The organism is Hyalangium minutum, from assembly GCF_000737315.1.
GTDB classification, from domain to species: domain Bacteria; phylum Myxococcota; class Myxococcia; order Myxococcales; family Myxococcaceae; genus Hyalangium; species Hyalangium minutum.
This window is the reverse complement of sequence record NZ_JMCB01000022.1, coordinates 52225-69547: the sequence shown is the minus strand read 5'-3', so window position 1 is coordinate 69547 and position 17323 is coordinate 52225. Positions and strand designations below refer to the sequence as shown.

Sequence of the window (17323 nt, the reverse complement as noted above, 5' to 3'; positions counted from 1 at the left end):
ACTGACGCAGCGGAAGCAGCAGCAGGACGCGAGGAGCACATGGCCAAGCTGAGCGTGGAGATTGTCACCCCGGAGAAGCGCATCCTCTCGGTGCAGGCGGACGAGGCCATCGTTCCCGGCGGCCAGGGTCTGTTCGGCGTGCGCCCAGGCCACACCCCCTTCCTGTCGCTGATGGAGCCCGGCGTGCTCACGCTGATCGATGGCGGCCGCCGCGAGTCCTTCTTCGTGGCCGGTGGCTTCGTCGAGGTGAGCAACGACAAGGTGCTGGTGCTGGCCGATGGCGCCGAGCCCGTGTCGGGCATCGACGTGGAGGCTGCGCGCCGCCGCATGGGCGAGGCCCAGCAGCGCCTGAAGGACCTGAAGCCCGAGGACGCCCGCTATGAGGTGGAGCAGGCCTCGGTGCGCCGCGAGGCCGCGCGGATGAACGCCGCCACCATGCGCGCCCCGTAGTCCCCGTCCTCTCACCCCGCCTTCTCCCTCCCGCAACCCCCTCTTCTGACCCTGAACTTTCGGGTATTTGCGGGCGCGCTCTAAAAGATGCATTTTATATGCATCTTTTCGGTCCAGAAGGGCCAGGAGGCGCACATGGAGCGAGCGTTTGAGCAGCGCGGTGGAGTGCAGGCGGTGCAGCCGGTGGGTGGGGAGCAGAAGGGGAGCCTCTTCGAGCAGATCGGCGGGCCGAAGGCGATGGAGGCGGCGGTGGAGCTCTTCTACCGGCGCGTGCTGATGGACGAGCGCATCAGCCCCTTCTTCGAGGGAGTGGATATGGAGCGCCAGGCGGCCAAGCAGCAGGCGTTCCTCACCATGGTGTGTGGCGGGCCCCACAACTACACGGGCATGGACATGCGCAAGGGCCACGCGCATCTGGTGAAGCGCGGGCTGAATGACGCGCACTTCGACGCGGTGGCGGAGCACCTGGGCGGCACGCTGGAGGAACTGGGTGTGGCCCGGCTGCTCATCGAGCAAGTGCTGAAGGCGGCCGAGAGCATGCGGGCGGATGTGCTGAACCGGTAACGGGAGGAGCGGCCATGTCCCGGATCCGATACGCGGCGCAGTGGTACCCGCTGGAGCCTCAAGAGTCCGTCCTGGAGGGGCTGTTGCGCCAGGGCGTCTCCGTGCCTCATGCGTGCAAGGCGGGAGTGTGCCAGTCCTGCCTCGTGCGCGCGGTGAGCGGCGCGGTGCCAGCGCAGGCCCAGGTGGGGCTCAAGGAGACGCTCAAGGCGCGCAACTACTTCCTCGCGTGCTCCTGCCGGCCCGAGCCGGGCTCGGAGTTGGAGCTCTCCGGGGGCGCCGAGGAACTGCAGGTGCCCGCGCGGCTCGAGTCGCTGGAGCTCCTGAGCGAGGAGGTGCTGCGCGTTCGCCTCCGTCCGGAGGCTCCGTTCGACTACCGAGCCGGGCAGTACCTCACGCTGCTGCGCGGGGATGGCCTGGCGCGCAGCTACTCGCTGGCGAGCCTGCCGGGGGAAGAGGCGCTGGAGCTGCACGTGCGCCTGTTGCCGGGCGGGGCGATGAGTGGCTGGCTCGGCACACAGGCCCGGCCAGGGGACACGGTGCGCATTCAAGGCCCCGTGGGCGAGTGCTTCTATGTCCCGGGCCAGCCCGAGCAGCCGCTGCTGCTCGCGGGCACGGGCACGGGGCTCGCGCCGCTGTACGGCGTGGTGCGGGACGCGCTCGCCGAAGGCCACACCGGTCCCATCTGGCTCTTCCACGGCGCCCGGGAGCGGAGCGGGCTCTACCTTATCGAGGCGCTGCGCGAGCTGGCCGCGCGCCACCCGAACCTGCACTACCGCCCCAGCGTCCTCGAAGGCCGTCTGGGCGAGGGAATCGCCGTGGGAGAGCTGGACACCCTCATCCGCGCCGAGTGCCCCAAGCCCGCGGGGTGGCGCGCATTCCTCTGCGGGAACCCGGAGCGGGTGATATCCCTTCGGAAGAAGCTCTTCCTGGCGGGACTCTCCCTGAAGGCCATTCACGCGGATGCCTTCCTGCCGAGTGCCCGCCCTCCCGAGGGCTTGGGGGCGACGGCTCGTGCATCTGACGCTTCACGCTGACTACTCGCTGCGCGTCCTGCTGTACCTGGCCGCACGCCCGGATCGCCTCGTCTCCACCCAAGAGGTGAGCGAGGCGTACGGCATCTCCAAGAACCACCTGGTGCGGGTGATGCAAGCGCTGGGGAAGCACGGCTTCGTGGAGGTGCGCCCCGGGCGCTCGGGGGGCGTGATGCTGGCGCGGGCGCCCTCGGAGATTTCCCTGGGCAAGGTGTTCCGGGCCACCGAGCCGGACTTCCACCTGGCCGAGTGCTTCGACCGGGAGCACAACACATGCCCCATCTCGCCCGCGTGCGGCCTCAAGGGCGTGCTCTTCGAGGCCCGCGAGGCGTTCCTCGGGGTGCTGGACAAGTACACGCTGGCGGATCTCACGAAGCGCTCGCGCCCGGATCTGCTCACCCTCTTCTTCCCCACCCCCTCGGCGCGCGAAGGGTGAACTCACTCAACATGGACTCGCCTTTGCTGGAACTCTTCCACCGCATTGCGGATCCGCCCTCCGCCGCGGCCCGGCGCTATGTCGTGGACCATGCACTCGAGGACCGGGTGCGCTTCCGCAACCTCACCTACCCGGAGGTGGAGGCGGACTTCCACCGCCTGGGGGGAACGACGACGCCCGCCCTGTGGGATGGGACCCACCTGCACCAGGGGGCGGAGGCCGTGGTCGCGCGCTTGCAAGCGGTGGTGAACCTGGGCCGGGACTAGGCCCGCAGATTTCTCCTCTGGTGCTGGCGGGACGCTCGGTTAATCTGCGCCCCTCCGATGCCGCTGACTCCCGCTGAGCGCCAGGACAGGTTCCATGCGGCATTCCTGGGCCTTGCCATCGGGGATGCCCTCGGCTTCCCGCTCCGGGGCATCCCTCCGGCCAGCCTCACGCGGCTCACCCACCTGGCGGATGACTTCGCCCCGCGCCCGCGCGGCAAGTTCGCCAAGGGACAGTTCTCGGACGACACCCAGCTGATGATGGCCGCCAGCGAGAGCATCATCCGCGAGGGCAAGGTGGACGGGCGCAGCGCCGCCGCCCACTTCGCCTGGCTCTGGCAGGAGGGCGTCATCCTCCAGCCGCCCCGCGGACTCGCTGAGTCGCTCCAGCGGCTGGCCGGAGGCGCACCGTGGATGAGTGCGGGCGCGCCGCTCGGGGTGAAGTGCCCCTCGGTGCTCAGCCGCGCCATGGTGGTGGGCCTCTTCGAGAAGGCGGGCCACAAGCGCCTGCCCCATGACGCGGGCGTGCTCACCATCGTCACGCACAAGGACCCCACGTGCTCGGCGGCGGCGGCGGCCTTCGCCCAGGCCGTGGCGCTGGGCATGGAGGAGGAGGCGCTCACGGCGGCGGCCTTCTGCGAGAAGCTGGCGCTGGCGGCGGCCGTGCACGACACGGACCTGGCGGAGGAGCTGCGGCACCTGCCTCGGCTGCTCACGTGGGACACAGCGCGGGCGCTGACGGCGCTGCGGAAGATCGGCGTGCCCCGCTCCGAGCTGCAGGGCGTGGATGGGCTGCCCGCGCACGTGGTGCCGGTGCTGCTCACGTCGCTGTACGCGGCGCTGAAGGTGCCGCACGACTTCCGTGAGGCCGTGGCGCTGGTGCTCCGCTGTGGCGGCGAGGTGGACGTGGCGGCGGCGGTGACGGGCGCGCTGCTGGGCGCACACCTGGGCACGCGAGCCCTGCCCGCGCGGCTGCGCAAGCAGGTGCTCTACTTGGACAACCTGGTGGACACGGCGGACCGCCTCTTCCAGGCGCGGCAGGTGCGCGAGACGCTGGCCACGGCGCTCGCGCTGCACCGCAAGCGCTGAGCCCGCGCGGCCTCTGCCTCAAGGAGGGGGAAGCGTGGTCTTCACGGGCGTGAGGCGCGAGGTGGGCGAGTTGTCCCCGAGCTGCCCGTACTGGCTGGAGCCCCAGGACCAGACGGTGTTGTCGCCGCGCAGGGCCAGGATGTGGTTGGCGCCTCCCGAGAGGGACGTGAAGTTGGAGAGGCCCGTCAGTTGTACGGGAGCAAGGCGGTTGGTGAGTGTCCCATCCCCGAGCTGCCCGGAGCTGTTATCCCCCCAGACCCAGATGGTGCCTTCACTGCCAATGGCCAGGGAACTGTACCGGCCGGTGGCGATGGCGACGATGCCGGTCAGCCCCGTCACTGGGATGGGGGAGAGGCGGTTGACGGTCGACCCGTTCCCGAGCTGGCCGTAGGCGTTGTAGCCCCAGGCCGAGACCGTGCCGCTCCCGTGGCGCGCCAGGCAGTGGTAGGTCCCGCAGGAGATGGCGGTGACATTGGTCAACCCGGACACCTGCACCGGCGAGCTGCTGTTCGCGGTGGTGGTGTTTCCGAGCTGGCCGTAGATGTTGTAGCCCCAGGCCCAGACGGTGCCATCACTCCTCCGCGCCACGGAGTGCGCGCTGCCCGCCGCGATGGCGGTGATGCCCGTCAGTCCGGACACCTGCACGGCCGCGGTGCGGTTCGCGGTGGTGGTGTCTCCGAGCTGGCCGTAGACGTTGTAGCCCCAGGCCCAGACGGTCTTGTCACTGTCTCGCAAAGCCAGCGAGTGGTTGTCGCCGCAGGCGATGGCCGTCATGGCTCCGATCAGCCCCGTCACCGCGACGGGCGTGGTGCTATCGGCGGTCGTGCCGTTGCCGAGCTGGCCCAAGGCGTTCCGTCCCCAGGCGCGCACGTCGCCCGTATTGCGCATCGCCAGGGAGTGGTACGCCCCTCCGGCCACGGCCAGCACGCTGGACAGGCTGTTCACCCGGGTGGGCACGGTGCTCTGGGCCGTCGTCCCGTTTCCGAGCTGCCCGTACCGGTTGTAGCCCCAGCTCCAGACGCCGCCGCCGTTGTCCGTGGCCAGCGAGTGGTAGCCCCCCGCGCTGACGGTGGTGATGGTGGTGCCGGGCGGCACGGCGGACTGCACGGCGGAGACGCGCAGGCTGGAGACGCCGTCTCCCAACTGGCCCACCGTCGTCACTCCCCAAGATGACAGCGTTCCATCCTTGTGGAGCGCCAGGGAGAAGCTGCCGCCCGCGGCGATGGCTGCCACGGGGGACAGTCCATTGACAGGGGCGGGCTGGCTGCGCTGGGTGGTCGTCCCATCTCCGAGCTGGCCGGAGTAGTTGCCTCCCCACGACAAGACCGTGCCATCGTCGCGCAGGGCCAGCGCGAAGTCGCTTCCCGCCGAGAGCGCGGTGACGCTGCCCAGGGAGGACAGGGAGACGGGCTGGGAGCGCTCAGTGGTCGTCCCATCCCCGAGCTGGCCGGAGTAGTTGGCGCCCCAGGCCCAGACGGTCTTGTCACTGTCGCGCAGGGCCAGCGCGTAATCGGTGCCCGCTACCAACTGGGTCACGCCGGAGAGGCTCGCCACCTGCACCGGCGCGGACTGGCTCACGGTCGTCCCATCTCCAAGCTGGCCATAGTAGTTGGCACCCCAGGCCCAGACGGTGCCGTCGTCCCGCAGGGCCAGCGAGTGGTAGCCACCGGCCTTGACAGCGATGACCCCCGTCAGGTTGTTCACCTTGACCGGAGCACTGCGGAGGGTGGTGGTGCCGTCCCCGAGCTGGCCGTAATCGTTGAAGCCCCAGGCCCAGACGGTGCCGTCGCTGGCCAGGGCCAGAGAGTGGGTCGCGCCTGCGTCCACTGCCTTCACGTCCGTCAGGTTGGGCACCATCGTCGGGGTCGCGACGAAGTCGGAGGTGGCCCCCACGCCAAGGATACCGCTGAAGTTGTAGCCCCAGGCCCAGACGGTGCCATCGGCACGCAGGGCCAGCGAGAAGAGGTCGCCCGCTGACACGGCCGTGAGCGCGTTCAGCCCGGGGACCTTCGTCGGGGTGGCGGAGAGGGCGATGGGCGAGCCCAGCCCCAGCCGGCCAGAGTCGTTGGATCCCCAGGCCAGGAGCGTGCCATCGGCGCGCAGGGCCAGCGAGTGGCTGTCGCCTGCGGACACGGTGGGGGTGGGGCAGGGGTTGATGGAGAGGGTGAAGTCCTTCTGGGCCGTGAAGCCGCCGTCATCCGTCACGGTCACGGAGAGGGTCACGGAGTTGCCGGAAGGCAGACAGGGGGGAGAGGTCCAGGTGATCTGGCTCGCCGTGTTCGTATGGGCCGGCTCCCCGAGCGTGCCCGCGCTGGCCGTCCACGTGAAGTGGAGCTGCTGGGTCTCCGCATCCTGCGCCGTGACGCTCAAGGTCACCGTTTGCGGCCCGAGGACGCGGGCGGCGGACTGCTCGCTCCCGGTGAAGGTGGGAGGCGTCTTGTCCGGGTTGCAGTTGGCGGGGTTGCGCTCGCAGTAGGCCTTGCCCTCCGCATCGAAGTCCGCGCACCCGAGGACACTGGCGAGCAGGAGCCCTGCCGCGAACCGCACGGCTTGAATGCTCCTACGCTGATTCACGGCGCTCATGGCCACCTCCCGAACACGAATGCGGATGTCCCGTCCGTCCCCAGCCCCACCGCCACGGGCGCTTCTGGCGAGCCCAGCAGGAAGCCTCCCGCCGCGGCGAGCAGCCCCGCGGTGCCTGCGACCGCGAGCCCCACGCCCACCGTCTGCAAGGTGCGGCCCTTCGACACCGTCTTGTCCACGGCCTCCTGGCTGTCGAGGGCCGCGTCATTGTCGCGCAGGCGCCCCAGCTCGCTCCGAGAGAGCGCGTAGGTGATTCCACCCGCCACGAACAGGGTGCCCCCAGCGATGGCGGTGACGGGCGCGGCGCTGCGCAGACCCTTCAGCACGGGGCTCTGGGTGGCCACGGCTGCAGGGGGCGCGGCCACGGGTTGCGGTGGCGGCGGCTCGGCCTTGGGCGGCTCCTTGGGAGCCAAGGCGGCCAGCTCGCGCTTCACCTGTTCGCGGACGGACTCGAAGAAGGTGTTCACCTTCGGAGAGACCTTCACGGGCAGCTTCGCGTCCGGCTGCACGAGGAGCGCCGACTTGAACGCGGCGGTGCTGGACTCCTGCTTGCCGGACTCGGCGAGGATGATGCCCTCGTAGAGGGACAGCTCCACCTCTTGATCCGAGCTGTGCGGCTGCTTGCGCGCGAGCTCGATCTGCGTGAGGGCGCGCTCGTACTCCAGGGCTTCGTAGAGCCGGGCTGCCGCGGTGAGGTGACGCTCGAACTTGCTTCGTGCTCCTTGTGCATCGGCGGGACGCGGCAGCACTCCAACGGCCAGCAGTCCCGCAACCAGCCATACGGGCAGAAGACGCCTGGGGTCGCTCATGGATCCAAGGATAGAGCGGAAGTGTGCTAGGGTTCACTCTTAGATGAAGTCCTTCGGACTGGTAGCCCTGTTGAGTCTCACCGTGTCGCCTGCTTCCGGTGCTTCGGAGCGGGGCTCGTACAAGGTGATCCACCAGCTGGACACACGCGAGGCGCTGCAGGACTCACTGGAGTCGTTCTTCGACACCCGGCTGTGCACCCCCATCAAGCAGGGCCGCTTCTCTTTCTCGGAGGAGGTGGCCGCGCCCGGCGTGCAGCTCCCCACCGAGACGTTCGTGTGGATCTCCGGGTGCAGCGTGCGTGCGCTCGCCTTCGAGCCCACCGCTCAGAGCGCCACCATCCGTCTCCTCTTCGAGCTGGATGGGGTGAACCGGGAGGGTGCGCGCCAGTCCATCCGAGGCGAGGCGGCCGCCACCCTGAGCCGTCCCCGCGCGGATGCCTGGAGGCTGGAGAAGGTCGAGCCCGCCTGGAGGACCGAGTCCATCCGGCCCGAGCCTCGCTTCGTCGAGCGCGCGGAGAGCGCGGGGCTGGTGGTCCCGGCCGAGGCCGACGGTGAGGCCGCGGGCATGCAGGCGGCGATGAACAGCGGCGCCCTCGCGGTGCGCGACTTCAATGGAGATGGCATCCAGGAGGTCCTGTTCGCGGACCCTCGCGCCCTCTACCTGTTCCGTGGCAAGGAGCCGCTCCACTACGAGCGCACGCGCTTGAGCGTGGCGCCGCCCAAGGGCGCCTGGTTCTCCTCGCTGGCCGCGGGGGACTTCGACGCGGATGGCGACCCGGACGTCATCGCCACCACCCAGACGGCGTGGAACGCGGACTCGGTGCCCGTGGTGCTCCGCAACGACGCGGGGACCTTCACCGCGATTCCCACGAAGCTCCCGCCTGCCAACTCGCACGCCTCGCTCGTCACGGACTTCGATGGGGACGGCAAGCTCGACCTGGTGCTCCTGCACTACCCGATGAAGTTCGGCCCGGACAACTTCCTCGATGCGCGGGATGGGCGTCCGGCTCGCTTCTTCCGGGGCATGGGAGACTTCACCTTCCAAGAAGTGTCGCCGCCCAAGGCCGAGCTGCACCGGCGCTGGGGACTCGCGGCCGTCGCGGGGGATCTGCTTGGAGAGGGCCGGCCGCAGATCTACGTGGCCAACGACTTTGGCGACAACGACCTGTGGCGCTTCGAGGAGGGTGGAACACCTCGGGACGTGACGGACGCGCACGGTCTGAGGGACCCCGGCAACGGTATGAGCGCCGACGTGGGCGACGTGAACGGCGATGGCCGGTTGGACCTCTATGTCGCCAACATGTTCTCCAAGGCGGGCACCCGCGTGCTGGCCGCCACCCAGGTGGACCCCAAGCTGAAGGCCCGGCTGGACAAGTTCGCCGCCGGCAACACGCTCTACCTGGCGCGTGCGGACGGCGGCTTCGACGAGGTGGCCCGCGCCCGAGGCGTCAACCGGGGCTTGTGGGCCTTTGGCGCCATCTTCCTCGACGCGGACGACGATGGGAGGTTGGACCTCGCCGTCGCGAATGGCTTCTACAGCGCGCCCAATCGAAAAGACCTTTGAAGTGTCTACTGGCGCCAGGTCCTGGCGCTCGCACTCGAAAAGAAGTCCATCGGCCGCAATAACCCGGCGGTCGCGACGGCTCCGTACGCGTCGGTGCAGTCCGTGGGGCCCTCGCCACTGAAGAAGGTGGGGCAGACGGGCTTCGAGCAGTCCTTCTCCGGCTGGGAGCCCAAGAAGCTCTGGCTGCAGCGGGAGGATGGCACCTTCGAGGAGTGCGCCTTCTCGGACGGCTTCGAGTCCCGCGCGGATGGCCGGGCCCTGGTGGCGCAGGACCTCGATGGGGATGGGCACCAGGAGCTGCTCATGCTCAACCGCGCCAAGCCGCGCTTGCAGCTCTTCGTGAATGAGGGCGTCCCCGGTAACTCCATGGAGCTGCGGCTGCGCGCCACGAAGGGAGACCCCGAGGCGAGCACGGCCACGGTGAAGGTGAAGACGGCCGCGGGCCTCCGGGCGTTCCCCGTGCTGCTGACGCGCGGGTATGTGAGCTCGGTGGACCCCACCATCCACGTGGGGCTCGGGACGGAGACGCAGGCCGAAGTCGAGGTGACGTGGCGGCCGGGCGTGACCGAGTCCTTCGGGGCGCTTCAGGCAGGCCGCCGGTGGGCACTCACGGAGGGCGGAGCCAAGGACTCCACCGCGTTCGCGGCCCGCCCGCCTCGCGCGCCCGTGCCCAAGCTGCCCCTGAGCCTGGAGCAGGCGGGCGGCACGAAGGATGGCCGGCCCACTGCGGTGCAGCTGTTCGCCTCGTGGTGCAAGCCCTGCCTCAAGGAGGTGCCCGTCCTGAGCAAGCTGGCGCAAGAAGGCCGGTGGCAGGTGCGCGGCTTGGCGGCCCACCCGCCTGAGCAGGCCCAGGCCGAGGCCACGAAGATGGGCATCGGCTACCCGGTGGCGGCGCTGATGCCCGAGGTGGCGGATCCGCTCTCTCCTGGCGGCCAGCTTGCCCTCCCCACGGTGCTGCTCTACGACGCCTCGGGCCGGCTGGCGCGGGTGGTTCGAGGCGGAGAGTCCCTCGAGGCTGCCCTGGCGGAGGTGGCTCCTCCCGTCTCGGCCACGCCGCCTCCGCCCTGACGCGCTGCTTCCTGGACGAAAGCCGGGGGATTTCCCCTGCTAGCCGGAGGGCAGGCAGGCGGACAGGGGTTCGCATCCACGGAGGAACTTCACCGCAGGAAGACCCCTGCCCACCTTCAGCCAGAGCAGGGGCAGCGGGTGCGTGCGAGGCGCACGCCCGGGCCTCTGGAGTCCGGAGGCGGAGACGTGGAACTCGAATCGGAGCGGCTGGAGCGAAGCCAACTGGAGACCCTGAGTACCGCCGAGCTGGTCCGGCATGCCCTCGCCGAGACGAAGCTGCTCGTCAAAGCGGAGCTGCTGCACGCCAAGAAGGAGCTGCGCGACGAGGTGAAGGCCGCGCGCACCAGCGGCATCTTGCTGGGCGTGGGCTTCACGCTGGCCCTGTGTGGCCTGGCGGCCCTCTTCGTGGCCATCGGTCTGGCGCTGCCGCTGAGCTCGTGGCTCGGGGTGCTGCTGGTGGGGGTGGCCGTCCTGCTCATCGCGGGCGGGCTGGGCTGGTTCGGGGTGAAGCGGCTGCCCAAGAAGCCGCTGCCTCACACCCAGGAGCGTCTCAAGGCGGACTTCGACCTGGCACGGGAGAGTCTGCAATGAACGCCGGGGACAAGACGCACATCACCAAGGGCCTGAGCGACCGCGAGCAGGTCGAGCGCACGGCGGATCGCATCCGCGACGAGCTGCTGCTGACGCTGGAGGAACTGGAGCGGCGCCGGGAGCGGGTGCTGGACGTGCGCTACCAGGCCACGCGGCACCAGGACCTGCTTGTCGGCGTGGCCATCACCGCGGCGGTGCTGACGGGCATCGGCGTGGGCGTGGCCATCTGGCGTGCGCGCCACCGCGAGCAGATCCTCGCGCGGCACCGGCTGAAGGCCCTGGAGCGGGCGTGGCAGCACCCGGACCGCGTGGCCTCCTCCGCCGAGGAGCGGCCGCTGCCGGTGGAACTGGGCCGCAAGCTCATCCTCATCTTCGCCACCGCGCTGGCCACGAACATCGCGAAGAACTCGGTCCAGTCGCTCGTGCCCAGAAACCGCACCGAGCCTCAGAAGGCTCAGTAGTTGTTTTAATTGCTTAAAGATCGCGCATAAAGCAGACTCATCCACGTGACGGATCTGCTCTATGCGCGGGCCCAGATGGGGCTGTCGCTGGCGTTCCACATCGTCTTCGCCGCCGCGGGGGTGGCGCTGCCGGTGCTGATGGTGATCAGCGACTGGAAGGCGCGGCGCACGGGCGACGCGGACTACCGGCTTTTGAGCCAGAAGTTGGCCAAGGGCACGGCCATCCTGTTCGCGGTCGGGGCGGTGAGCGGCACGGTGCTCTCGTTCGAGCTGGGCCTGCTCTGGCCCGAGTTCATGGGGCAATACGGTGAAGTGATTGGGCTGCCCTTCGCATTGGAGGGCGTGGCCTTCTTCACCGAGGCCATCTTTCTGGGCATCTACCTGTATGGACGGGAGCGGGTATCTCCGGGGCTCCACCTGTTCTCGGGAGTGATGGTGGCGCTGAGCGGCGCGGCGAGCGCCTTCTTCGTCACGCTGGTCAACGTCTTCATGAACGACCCTTCCGGCTTCACGCCCACAGCGGTGGGGCCGATGAACATCGAGCCGCTGGCGGCGATGTTCAGCTCGGGGTGGAAGTACCAGACGGTCCACGTGCTCATCTCGTGCTACCAAGCGAGCGCCTTCGCGATGGCGGGCATCCACGCCTTCGTGCTGCTCAAGCACCCGGGCTCGGGGTTCCACCGCAAGGCGCTGTCGGTGGCGCTGCCGGTGGCATGCCTCACCGCGCTCCTGCAGCCGCTGGTGGGAGACTTCCTGGCGAAGCACACCGCGAAGGAGCAGCCGGTGAAGCTGGCTGCGATGGAAGGACACTTCGACACGGAGCGGGGTGCACCGCTGCGGCTGGGCGGGCTGCCGGATGTGGAGACGGCCACCACGCCGTACGCGTTGGATATCCCCAAGGGGCTGTCCATCCTGGCGTTCGGAGATCCGGACGCCGAGGTGAGGGGCTTGAAGGAGTTCCCCCGAGAGGACTGGCCTCCGGTGGCGAAGGTGCACGTGTCCTTCCAGGTGATGGTGGGGGCGGGCAGCGCGATGGCCCTGTTGTCCGTGGTGACGCTGCTGCTGCGCTGGCGCAAGCGCGAGTGGCCTGCGAGCCGGTGGATGATGCGGGCATGGCTGTGGGCGTCGCCGCTGGGGCTGCTGGCGCTGGAGGCGGGCTGGCTCGTCACCGAGTGGGGACGGCAGCCATGGATCCTCCACGGGGTGATGCGCACGGCCGAGGCGGTGACGCCGGTGCCACACCTGGCCGCGCCGTTCTGGACCTTCACGCTCGTGTACCTCTTCCTGGGCGTGGTGGTGACGTTCCTGCTCGCGCGCCAGGTGGCTGGGACGCTGCCGGGCCGGGAGGCGGATGATGCCCACTGAGCTCATCCTCGCGGGGGCGGTGGCGGGGACATTCGTCCTTTACTCGCTCTTCGGCGGAGCGGACTTCGGCGGCGGGGTGTGGGACCTGCTCGCCGCAGGGCCTCGCAAGGCGGAGCAGCGCGAGCTCATCGCCAAGGCGCTGGGCCCGGTGTGGGAGGTGAACCATGTCTGGCTCATCGTAGGGCTCGTGCTGCTGTTCGGCGGTTTCCCTCGGGCCTTCGCGGCGCTCACCGTGGCGCTGCATGTCCCGTTGACGCTGCTGCTGCTCGGCATTGTCTTCCGGGGCACCGCGTTCACCTTCCGCACCTACGACGCGCGAGGAGACCGGGTGCAGAAGCGCTGGGGACTGGTGTTCAGCATTGCCAGTGTCATCTCTCCGCTGCTGCTCGGCATGTGCGTGGGAGCGGTGGTGAGCGGGCAGATCCGCGTGGAGGGCCGGGCGGTGGTGAGCGGCTTCTTCGCTTCGTGGCTGACGCCGTTCGCCGTGGCGGTGGGCGTGCTGGCGCTGTGCCTCTTTGCCTTTCTCGCGGCCGTGTACCTGACGGCGGAGGCCACCACGGATCCGCTGCGCGAGGACTTCCGGCGCCGGGCGCTGGCCTCGGGGGTGGCGGTCTTTCTCGCGGCGCTGGGCGTGCTGCTGTTCGCGAGGGACGGAGCCTCCCGTGTCTGGGAGGGCCTGCTGCACGCGCCCTCCGCGCTGGCGTTGCACGGAGTCACAGCGGTGACGGCGGTGACCACGTTCGCGCTGCTGTGGCGCAGGCGCTTCCGGCTGGCCCGTGTGACGGCGGCGGCGCAGGCGGGGTTCATCGTGCTGGGGTGGGCCGTGTCACAGTACCCGTACCTCGTGGTGCCGGACCTCACCGTCCAGTCCGCAGCGGCCAGTCCCGGAGTGTTGCGCGTGCTGATGGTGGCGCTGGCCGTGGGCCTGGTGACCGTGGTGCCCTCGCTCGTGCTGCTGCTGCGCGTCTTCCAGGCGCCGCCCCGGCACTGACTCGACAGTCCCGCCAATCGTGGGATTGAATCGCGGCCTCCTAAGGAGGGCCGCGGTGGCATCGATTGCTGCAGGGACGGTGTTCCAGGAGCGCTACGAGATTCTCTCCCCGCTGGGCGAGGGCGGCTTCGGTCAGGTCTACCGGGCCCGGCACCGCTCCACGAATCAAGATGTGGCCATCAAGCTGCTGAAGACCGCGCACTTGGAGGACGAGCACCATGTGGCCCGCTTCCGTCGCGAGATGCAGCTATGCGCCCGGCTCTACCACCCGCACATCGTCCGGCTCATCGACTCGGGAGTGACGGCGGACAACCAGCTCTACTCCGTCTTCGAGTACGTGCCGGGCCGCTCGCTGGCGGAGGTGGTGGCCCAGGGGCCGATAGCAGCCGAGGAGGCCACGCACCTGATGCTGCAGGTGCTGGACGCGTTGGGGGCCGCACACAAGCTGGGCATTATCCACCGGGACCTCAAGCCGCAGAACATCATGGTGGCGATGACGGGAGTGCGGCGCAACGCGCTGGTGCTCGACTTCGGGCTGGGCACGCTGCCGCAGGAGGCCATGATGGGAGGCGCAGCCCCGCTCACGCGCTCGCGGGAGGTGCTGGGCACGCCCGCCTATGCCGCGCCCGAGCAACTGCGCTCCGAGTTGGTCACCGAGCGCACGGACCTGTATGCCTGGGGGCTCACGTTCCTGGAGTGCCTCACCGGTCAGCGGGCCATGAGCGGCGCCACGCTGCAGGAGGTGCTCTACAAGCAGCTCGGACCGGATCCAATTCCTTTCCCGGACTGGCTGGAGCGGCACCGGCTGGGCCCGCTGCTGCGCAAGGTGACGCAGAAGGATCCGAAGGCGCGTGAGGTGACGGCGCAGGGGCTGATCCAGGAGCTGGAGTCCAGGGCCAGGGAGGGCGGGGGCAGCGGAGCGCCGCAGATGGGGGCCGGTATGGGGGCGGGGCAGGCTCTGGTCGAGACGGTCATCATGAAGGCGGATGGGGAGCACCGCCAGCTGACCGCTGTCTGCATCGGGGTGACGCTGGCGGGGCTGGAGGAGCGCGAGGACGTCGAGGAGGCGGATCAGCTGCACCGAGGCCTGTATGTGGCGCTCGCGGAGATCGCCCGGCGCCTCGAAGCGCACGTGGGAGGGGTGCTGGCGGAGCGGATGGTGGTGTTCATGGGCTACCCCACGGCGCGAGAGGACGATGCGCGGCGCGCGGCGCGGATGGCACTGGAGATGGTGTCGGAACTGGAGCAGCGGGCCCAGGAGCTGGCGGAGAAGCACGGGGCCTCGCTGGAGGTACGCGTGGGCATCCACACCGGGCTGGTGGTCAGTCCCAGTGTCCTGGGCGGCAGCAGCGCCTTGTCGTCCGCCCCGGTGGGGCCTGTGCCCAGCGTGGCCTCGCGACTGGCGGAGCGAGCCAGCCCAGGAGCCATCCTCGTGAGCACCCAGACGGCGAAGCTGCTGAGGGACGCCTTCGAGCTGATGCCCGCTCAGGAGGCCCAAGCCGGCAGCTGGTCGATGCAGTCGTTCGAGCTGGGCCCCGAGCTGCGCACAGCCTCGCACGGCCAGGTGGCACCGCTGTTCGGGCGCCTCTGGGAGACGGAGCTGCTGCGGCAGCGCTGGCGGCAGGTGGTGGCGGGCGTGGGGCAGGCCCTCCTCATCACCGGAGAGCCGGGCATCGGCAAATCGCGGCTGGCGCAGGAGCTGGCGCAACAGGCGCGCGACGTGCCGCACACCTTCCTGGAGTGCCGGTGCTCTCCCGAGTGGCGCCACAGCACCCTGCGCCCGGTGGTGGATCTGCTGGAGCGGCTGCTGGGGCTAGACCGGGGCTCCACGCCGGAGCAAGCCGTGGCGGCGCTCGAAGCGCTGCTGCTGCGCTACGGCTTCGTGCTGGCCGAGTTCCTGCCGCTGTTCGCCGCGCTGCTGTCGCTCAAGGATCCCTCGGGCCGCTATCCGCCGCCGCCCATGTCTCCGCAGCGCCAGAAGGAGGAGACGTTCCAGGCGCTGCTGGGGCTGCTGTTCGAGATGGCCCAGCAACAGCCCGTGCTGCTGCTGGTGGAAGACCTCCACTGGGCCGACCCGACGACCCTGGAGCTGCTGGGGCAGCTGGTGGGGGACGTCTCGGGCGCGCGCCTGTGCGCGCTGCTCACCGCGCGTCCCGAGTTTACGCCGCCCGGGTCCGCGTCCCAGGTGCTCCAGGTGCAGCTGGGGCGGCTGGAGCGGTCTCAGGTGGAGGAGATGGTGAAGCGCCTGACGCAGGGGGTCCTGCTTTCCGCTGAGGTGGTGGAGCGCATCCTGGAGCGCACGGATGGGGTGCCGCTGTTCGTCGAGGAGCTGACCCGGATGGTGGTGGAGTCCCTGTCTCGGCAAGGAGACACGCCGCGCAAGGTGGGGAGCCTGGAGGTTCCGAGCACCCTGCGCGACTTACTGATGGCCCGGCTGGACCGGCTCGGCGTGGCCAAGGCCACGGCACAGCTCGCCTCCGCGCTGGGGCGTGATTTCAGCTACGAGGTGCTCCTGGCGGCCTCCGCGTCGGACGAGGCGATGCTGAAGAAGGACTTGGAGGCTCTGGTGGTGGCGGATCTCGTCCACCGGCGGCGCGGGGCGCGCGGCTCGGGCTACGCCTTCAAGCATGCCCTCATCCGCGACACCGCCTACGAGGCCATGCCCAAGCAGATGCGCCGGCAGATGCATGCGCGCATCGCGGCGGCGCTGGAGCAGCGCTTCCCCGAGCTGGTCCAGCAACGTCCAGACGTGTTGGCTCGCCACCATGCTGGAGCGGAGCAGAAGCGCGAGGCGCTGGGGTATGCCCTCAAGGCAGCGGTGGGGGCCCTCATGCGTTCGGCCCATGCCGAAGCCTTGAGCCACGCCACGGAGGCGCTGGAGTGGCTCGGTGCTATCTCCGACGAGCGCGAGCGCGCGAAGGTGGAACTCGAGTTCAACGAAGTCATCACCCCCGCGCTCATGGCGACTCGGGGCTGGACCGACGCTGCGGTCAAAGCACACGTGGAGCGCAGCCAGGCGTTGATCGATCTGCTGGGCGACAGCCCGCGCGTTGTCCCAACGCTGTGGGCGCTGGCCAGTTACCATCACCTGCGTGCCCAACATACTCAGGCGCGCGCGTTGGCGGAGCGGCTGGTTTCCATGGAGGGGCTGACGCAGCACGCCAGCCACCAGGCCGTGACACTCCCGCTCCTGGGAGATTCTCTCTGTGCCCAGGGACTGTTCGTCGAGTCGGGAGAATGCCTCGGCCGGGCCTTGTCACTGCGCGAAGACGCTGTTCCCAGCGCTGCTTCCATGTACGCGCTCGATCCTCGCGTCCAGGCAATGCTGTCCCTAGGGTTCGTGCGGTGGCACCTGGGATTTCCGGATGAGGGCTTGAGGGTGATGGAGTCTGCCCTCGCCAGGGCTCGAGACTTGAATCACATGAGCACACGCGCCGTGGCCAGCATCTACACCCTGGTGCTGTACCACCTGCGGCTGGAGTTCGCCCGGCTCGACACCCTCTCTAGCGAGCTCGTCGAGCTGACCACTCGCCAGCGGCTCGTGTCGCAAGGGGCGTACGCGCAGCTGCTGCGCTGCGTGGCCACGCGGGATCTGCAAGGGATGCAGCGGATCCTCGCCCTGCTGGAGGAACATGGCAGTGCGCTCTACTGGTCCAGTTATGCTTCCATCGTGGCCGAGGTCGAGTCCTCACTCGGCCATCATGAGGCGGCGCTCCAGCGGCTTGAGGAGGCGCTGCGCCGGGCCCAGGCCTCCGGGGAGGGATTCTCGCAGCTGCACGTGCTGTACCGGTATGGCAATGCGCTGCTGGCCCAGAACCCAGACTCCAATGAGGGCGAAGCCAAGCTGCGAGAGGCCATCGCCCTAGCGCGCGAGCGGAGCGCGAGGATGGTGGAGCTGCGCGCCGCCGTACCGCTGTGCAAGCAATTGCTGCGCAAGGGACAACACGCGGAGGCCCGTGAGCTGTTGATGCCTCTTTATGGACAGTTCACGGAAGGCTTCGACACGTTGGATCTCCAGCGAGCTCGGGCCGTGATGGAGGAGTGGGGGTCCTGACGCC

Annotated in this window: 15 protein-coding genes; 13 read left to right on the top strand and 2 right to left on the bottom strand. The window is 69.5% G+C overall.

The genetic code is table 11. The annotated features are described in order from the left end of the window. Positions 1-39 precede the first annotated feature (39 nt). The 6 genes from DB31_RS37990 (at position 40) to DB31_RS37965 (ending at position 3833) form a co-directional block, all read left to right on the top strand. Positions 40-450, top strand: coding sequence for a F0F1 ATP synthase subunit epsilon (locus tag DB31_RS37990; protein ID WP_044197453.1), 411 nt, complete (start codon positions 40-42; stop codon positions 448-450). Positions 451-585: 135 nt separating this feature from the next. Further along, positions 586-1014, top strand: a complete 429-nt coding sequence (locus tag DB31_RS37985; protein WP_205628635.1) for a group I truncated hemoglobin — start codon at positions 586-588, stop codon at positions 1012-1014. 14 nt (positions 1015-1028) lie between these two features. Further along, complete coding sequence (locus tag DB31_RS37980) at positions 1029-2048, top strand: 2Fe-2S iron-sulfur cluster-binding protein (protein WP_044197451.1); 1020 nt, start codon at positions 1029-1031, stop codon at positions 2046-2048. Further along, complete coding sequence (locus tag DB31_RS37975; protein WP_044197449.1) at positions 2026-2481, top strand: RrF2 family transcriptional regulator; 456 nt, start codon at positions 2026-2028, stop codon at positions 2479-2481. Before DB31_RS37980 ends, DB31_RS37975 begins: the two co-directional genes overlap by 23 nt. Positions 2482-2492: 11 nt before the next feature. Beyond that, positions 2493-2747, top strand: a complete 255-nt coding sequence (locus tag DB31_RS37970) for a hypothetical protein (RefSeq protein WP_044197651.1) — start codon at positions 2493-2495, stop codon at positions 2745-2747. Between the two features lie 57 nt (positions 2748-2804). Beyond that, complete coding sequence (locus tag DB31_RS37965; RefSeq protein ID WP_044197447.1) at positions 2805-3833, top strand: ADP-ribosylglycohydrolase family protein; 1029 nt, start codon at positions 2805-2807, stop codon at positions 3831-3833. A gap of 18 nt (positions 3834-3851) precedes the next feature. Here the strand turns inward: DB31_RS37965 and DB31_RS37960 are convergent, their stop codons facing one another. After that, entirely contained in the window at positions 3852-6416 is a 2565-nt protein-coding gene (locus DB31_RS37960; protein WP_044197445.1) for an RCC1-like domain-containing protein, read from the bottom strand. Further along, complete coding sequence (locus tag DB31_RS37955; protein ID WP_044197443.1) at positions 6413-7225, bottom strand: hypothetical protein; 813 nt, start codon at positions 7223-7225, stop codon at positions 6413-6415. The genes DB31_RS37960 and DB31_RS37955 overlap by 4 nt, the downstream gene beginning before the upstream one ends. 43 nt (positions 7226-7268) lie before the next feature. Between DB31_RS37955 and DB31_RS37950 the strand changes: the two genes are divergently transcribed. From DB31_RS37950 to DB31_RS37920, 7 genes are all read left to right on the top strand, one after another. Beyond that, on the top strand, positions 7269-8789 hold the full coding sequence (locus DB31_RS37950) for an FG-GAP repeat domain-containing protein (protein ID WP_044197441.1): 1521 nt from the start codon (positions 7269-7271) through the stop codon (positions 8787-8789). A 102-nt stretch (positions 8790-8891) separates the two neighbouring features. After that, positions 8892-9857, top strand: a complete 966-nt coding sequence (locus tag DB31_RS37945; RefSeq protein WP_157232369.1) for an ASPIC/UnbV domain-containing protein — start codon at positions 8892-8894, stop codon at positions 9855-9857. Between the two features lie 186 nt (positions 9858-10043). Continuing rightward, a complete protein-coding gene (locus DB31_RS37940; protein ID WP_044197437.1) occupies positions 10044-10448 on the top strand; it encodes a phage holin family protein in 405 nt (134 codons plus the stop codon). Next, complete coding sequence (locus DB31_RS37935) at positions 10445-10909, top strand: hypothetical protein (RefSeq protein WP_044197435.1); 465 nt, start codon at positions 10445-10447, stop codon at positions 10907-10909. The genes DB31_RS37940 and DB31_RS37935 overlap by 4 nt, the downstream gene beginning before the upstream one ends. Positions 10910-10954: 45 nt before the next feature. Continuing rightward, on the top strand, positions 10955-12274 hold the full coding sequence (locus DB31_RS37930; RefSeq protein ID WP_240487126.1) for a cytochrome ubiquinol oxidase subunit I: 1320 nt from the start codon (positions 10955-10957) through the stop codon (positions 12272-12274). Further along, positions 12264-13265 carry a cytochrome d ubiquinol oxidase subunit II gene (locus DB31_RS37925; RefSeq protein WP_157232377.1) on the top strand — a complete coding sequence of 334 codons (1002 nt, stop codon included), beginning with the start codon at positions 12264-12266 and terminating at the stop codon, positions 13263-13265. The genes DB31_RS37930 and DB31_RS37925 overlap by 11 nt, the downstream gene beginning before the upstream one ends. Before the next feature lie 55 nt (positions 13266-13320). Beyond that, the gene (locus DB31_RS37920) at positions 13321-17319 is read left to right on the top strand and encodes a TOMM system kinase/cyclase fusion protein (RefSeq protein ID WP_044197429.1); all 3999 of its coding nucleotides are present in this window, start codon (positions 13321-13323) and stop codon (positions 17317-17319) included. Positions 17320-17323 lie beyond the last annotated feature (4 nt).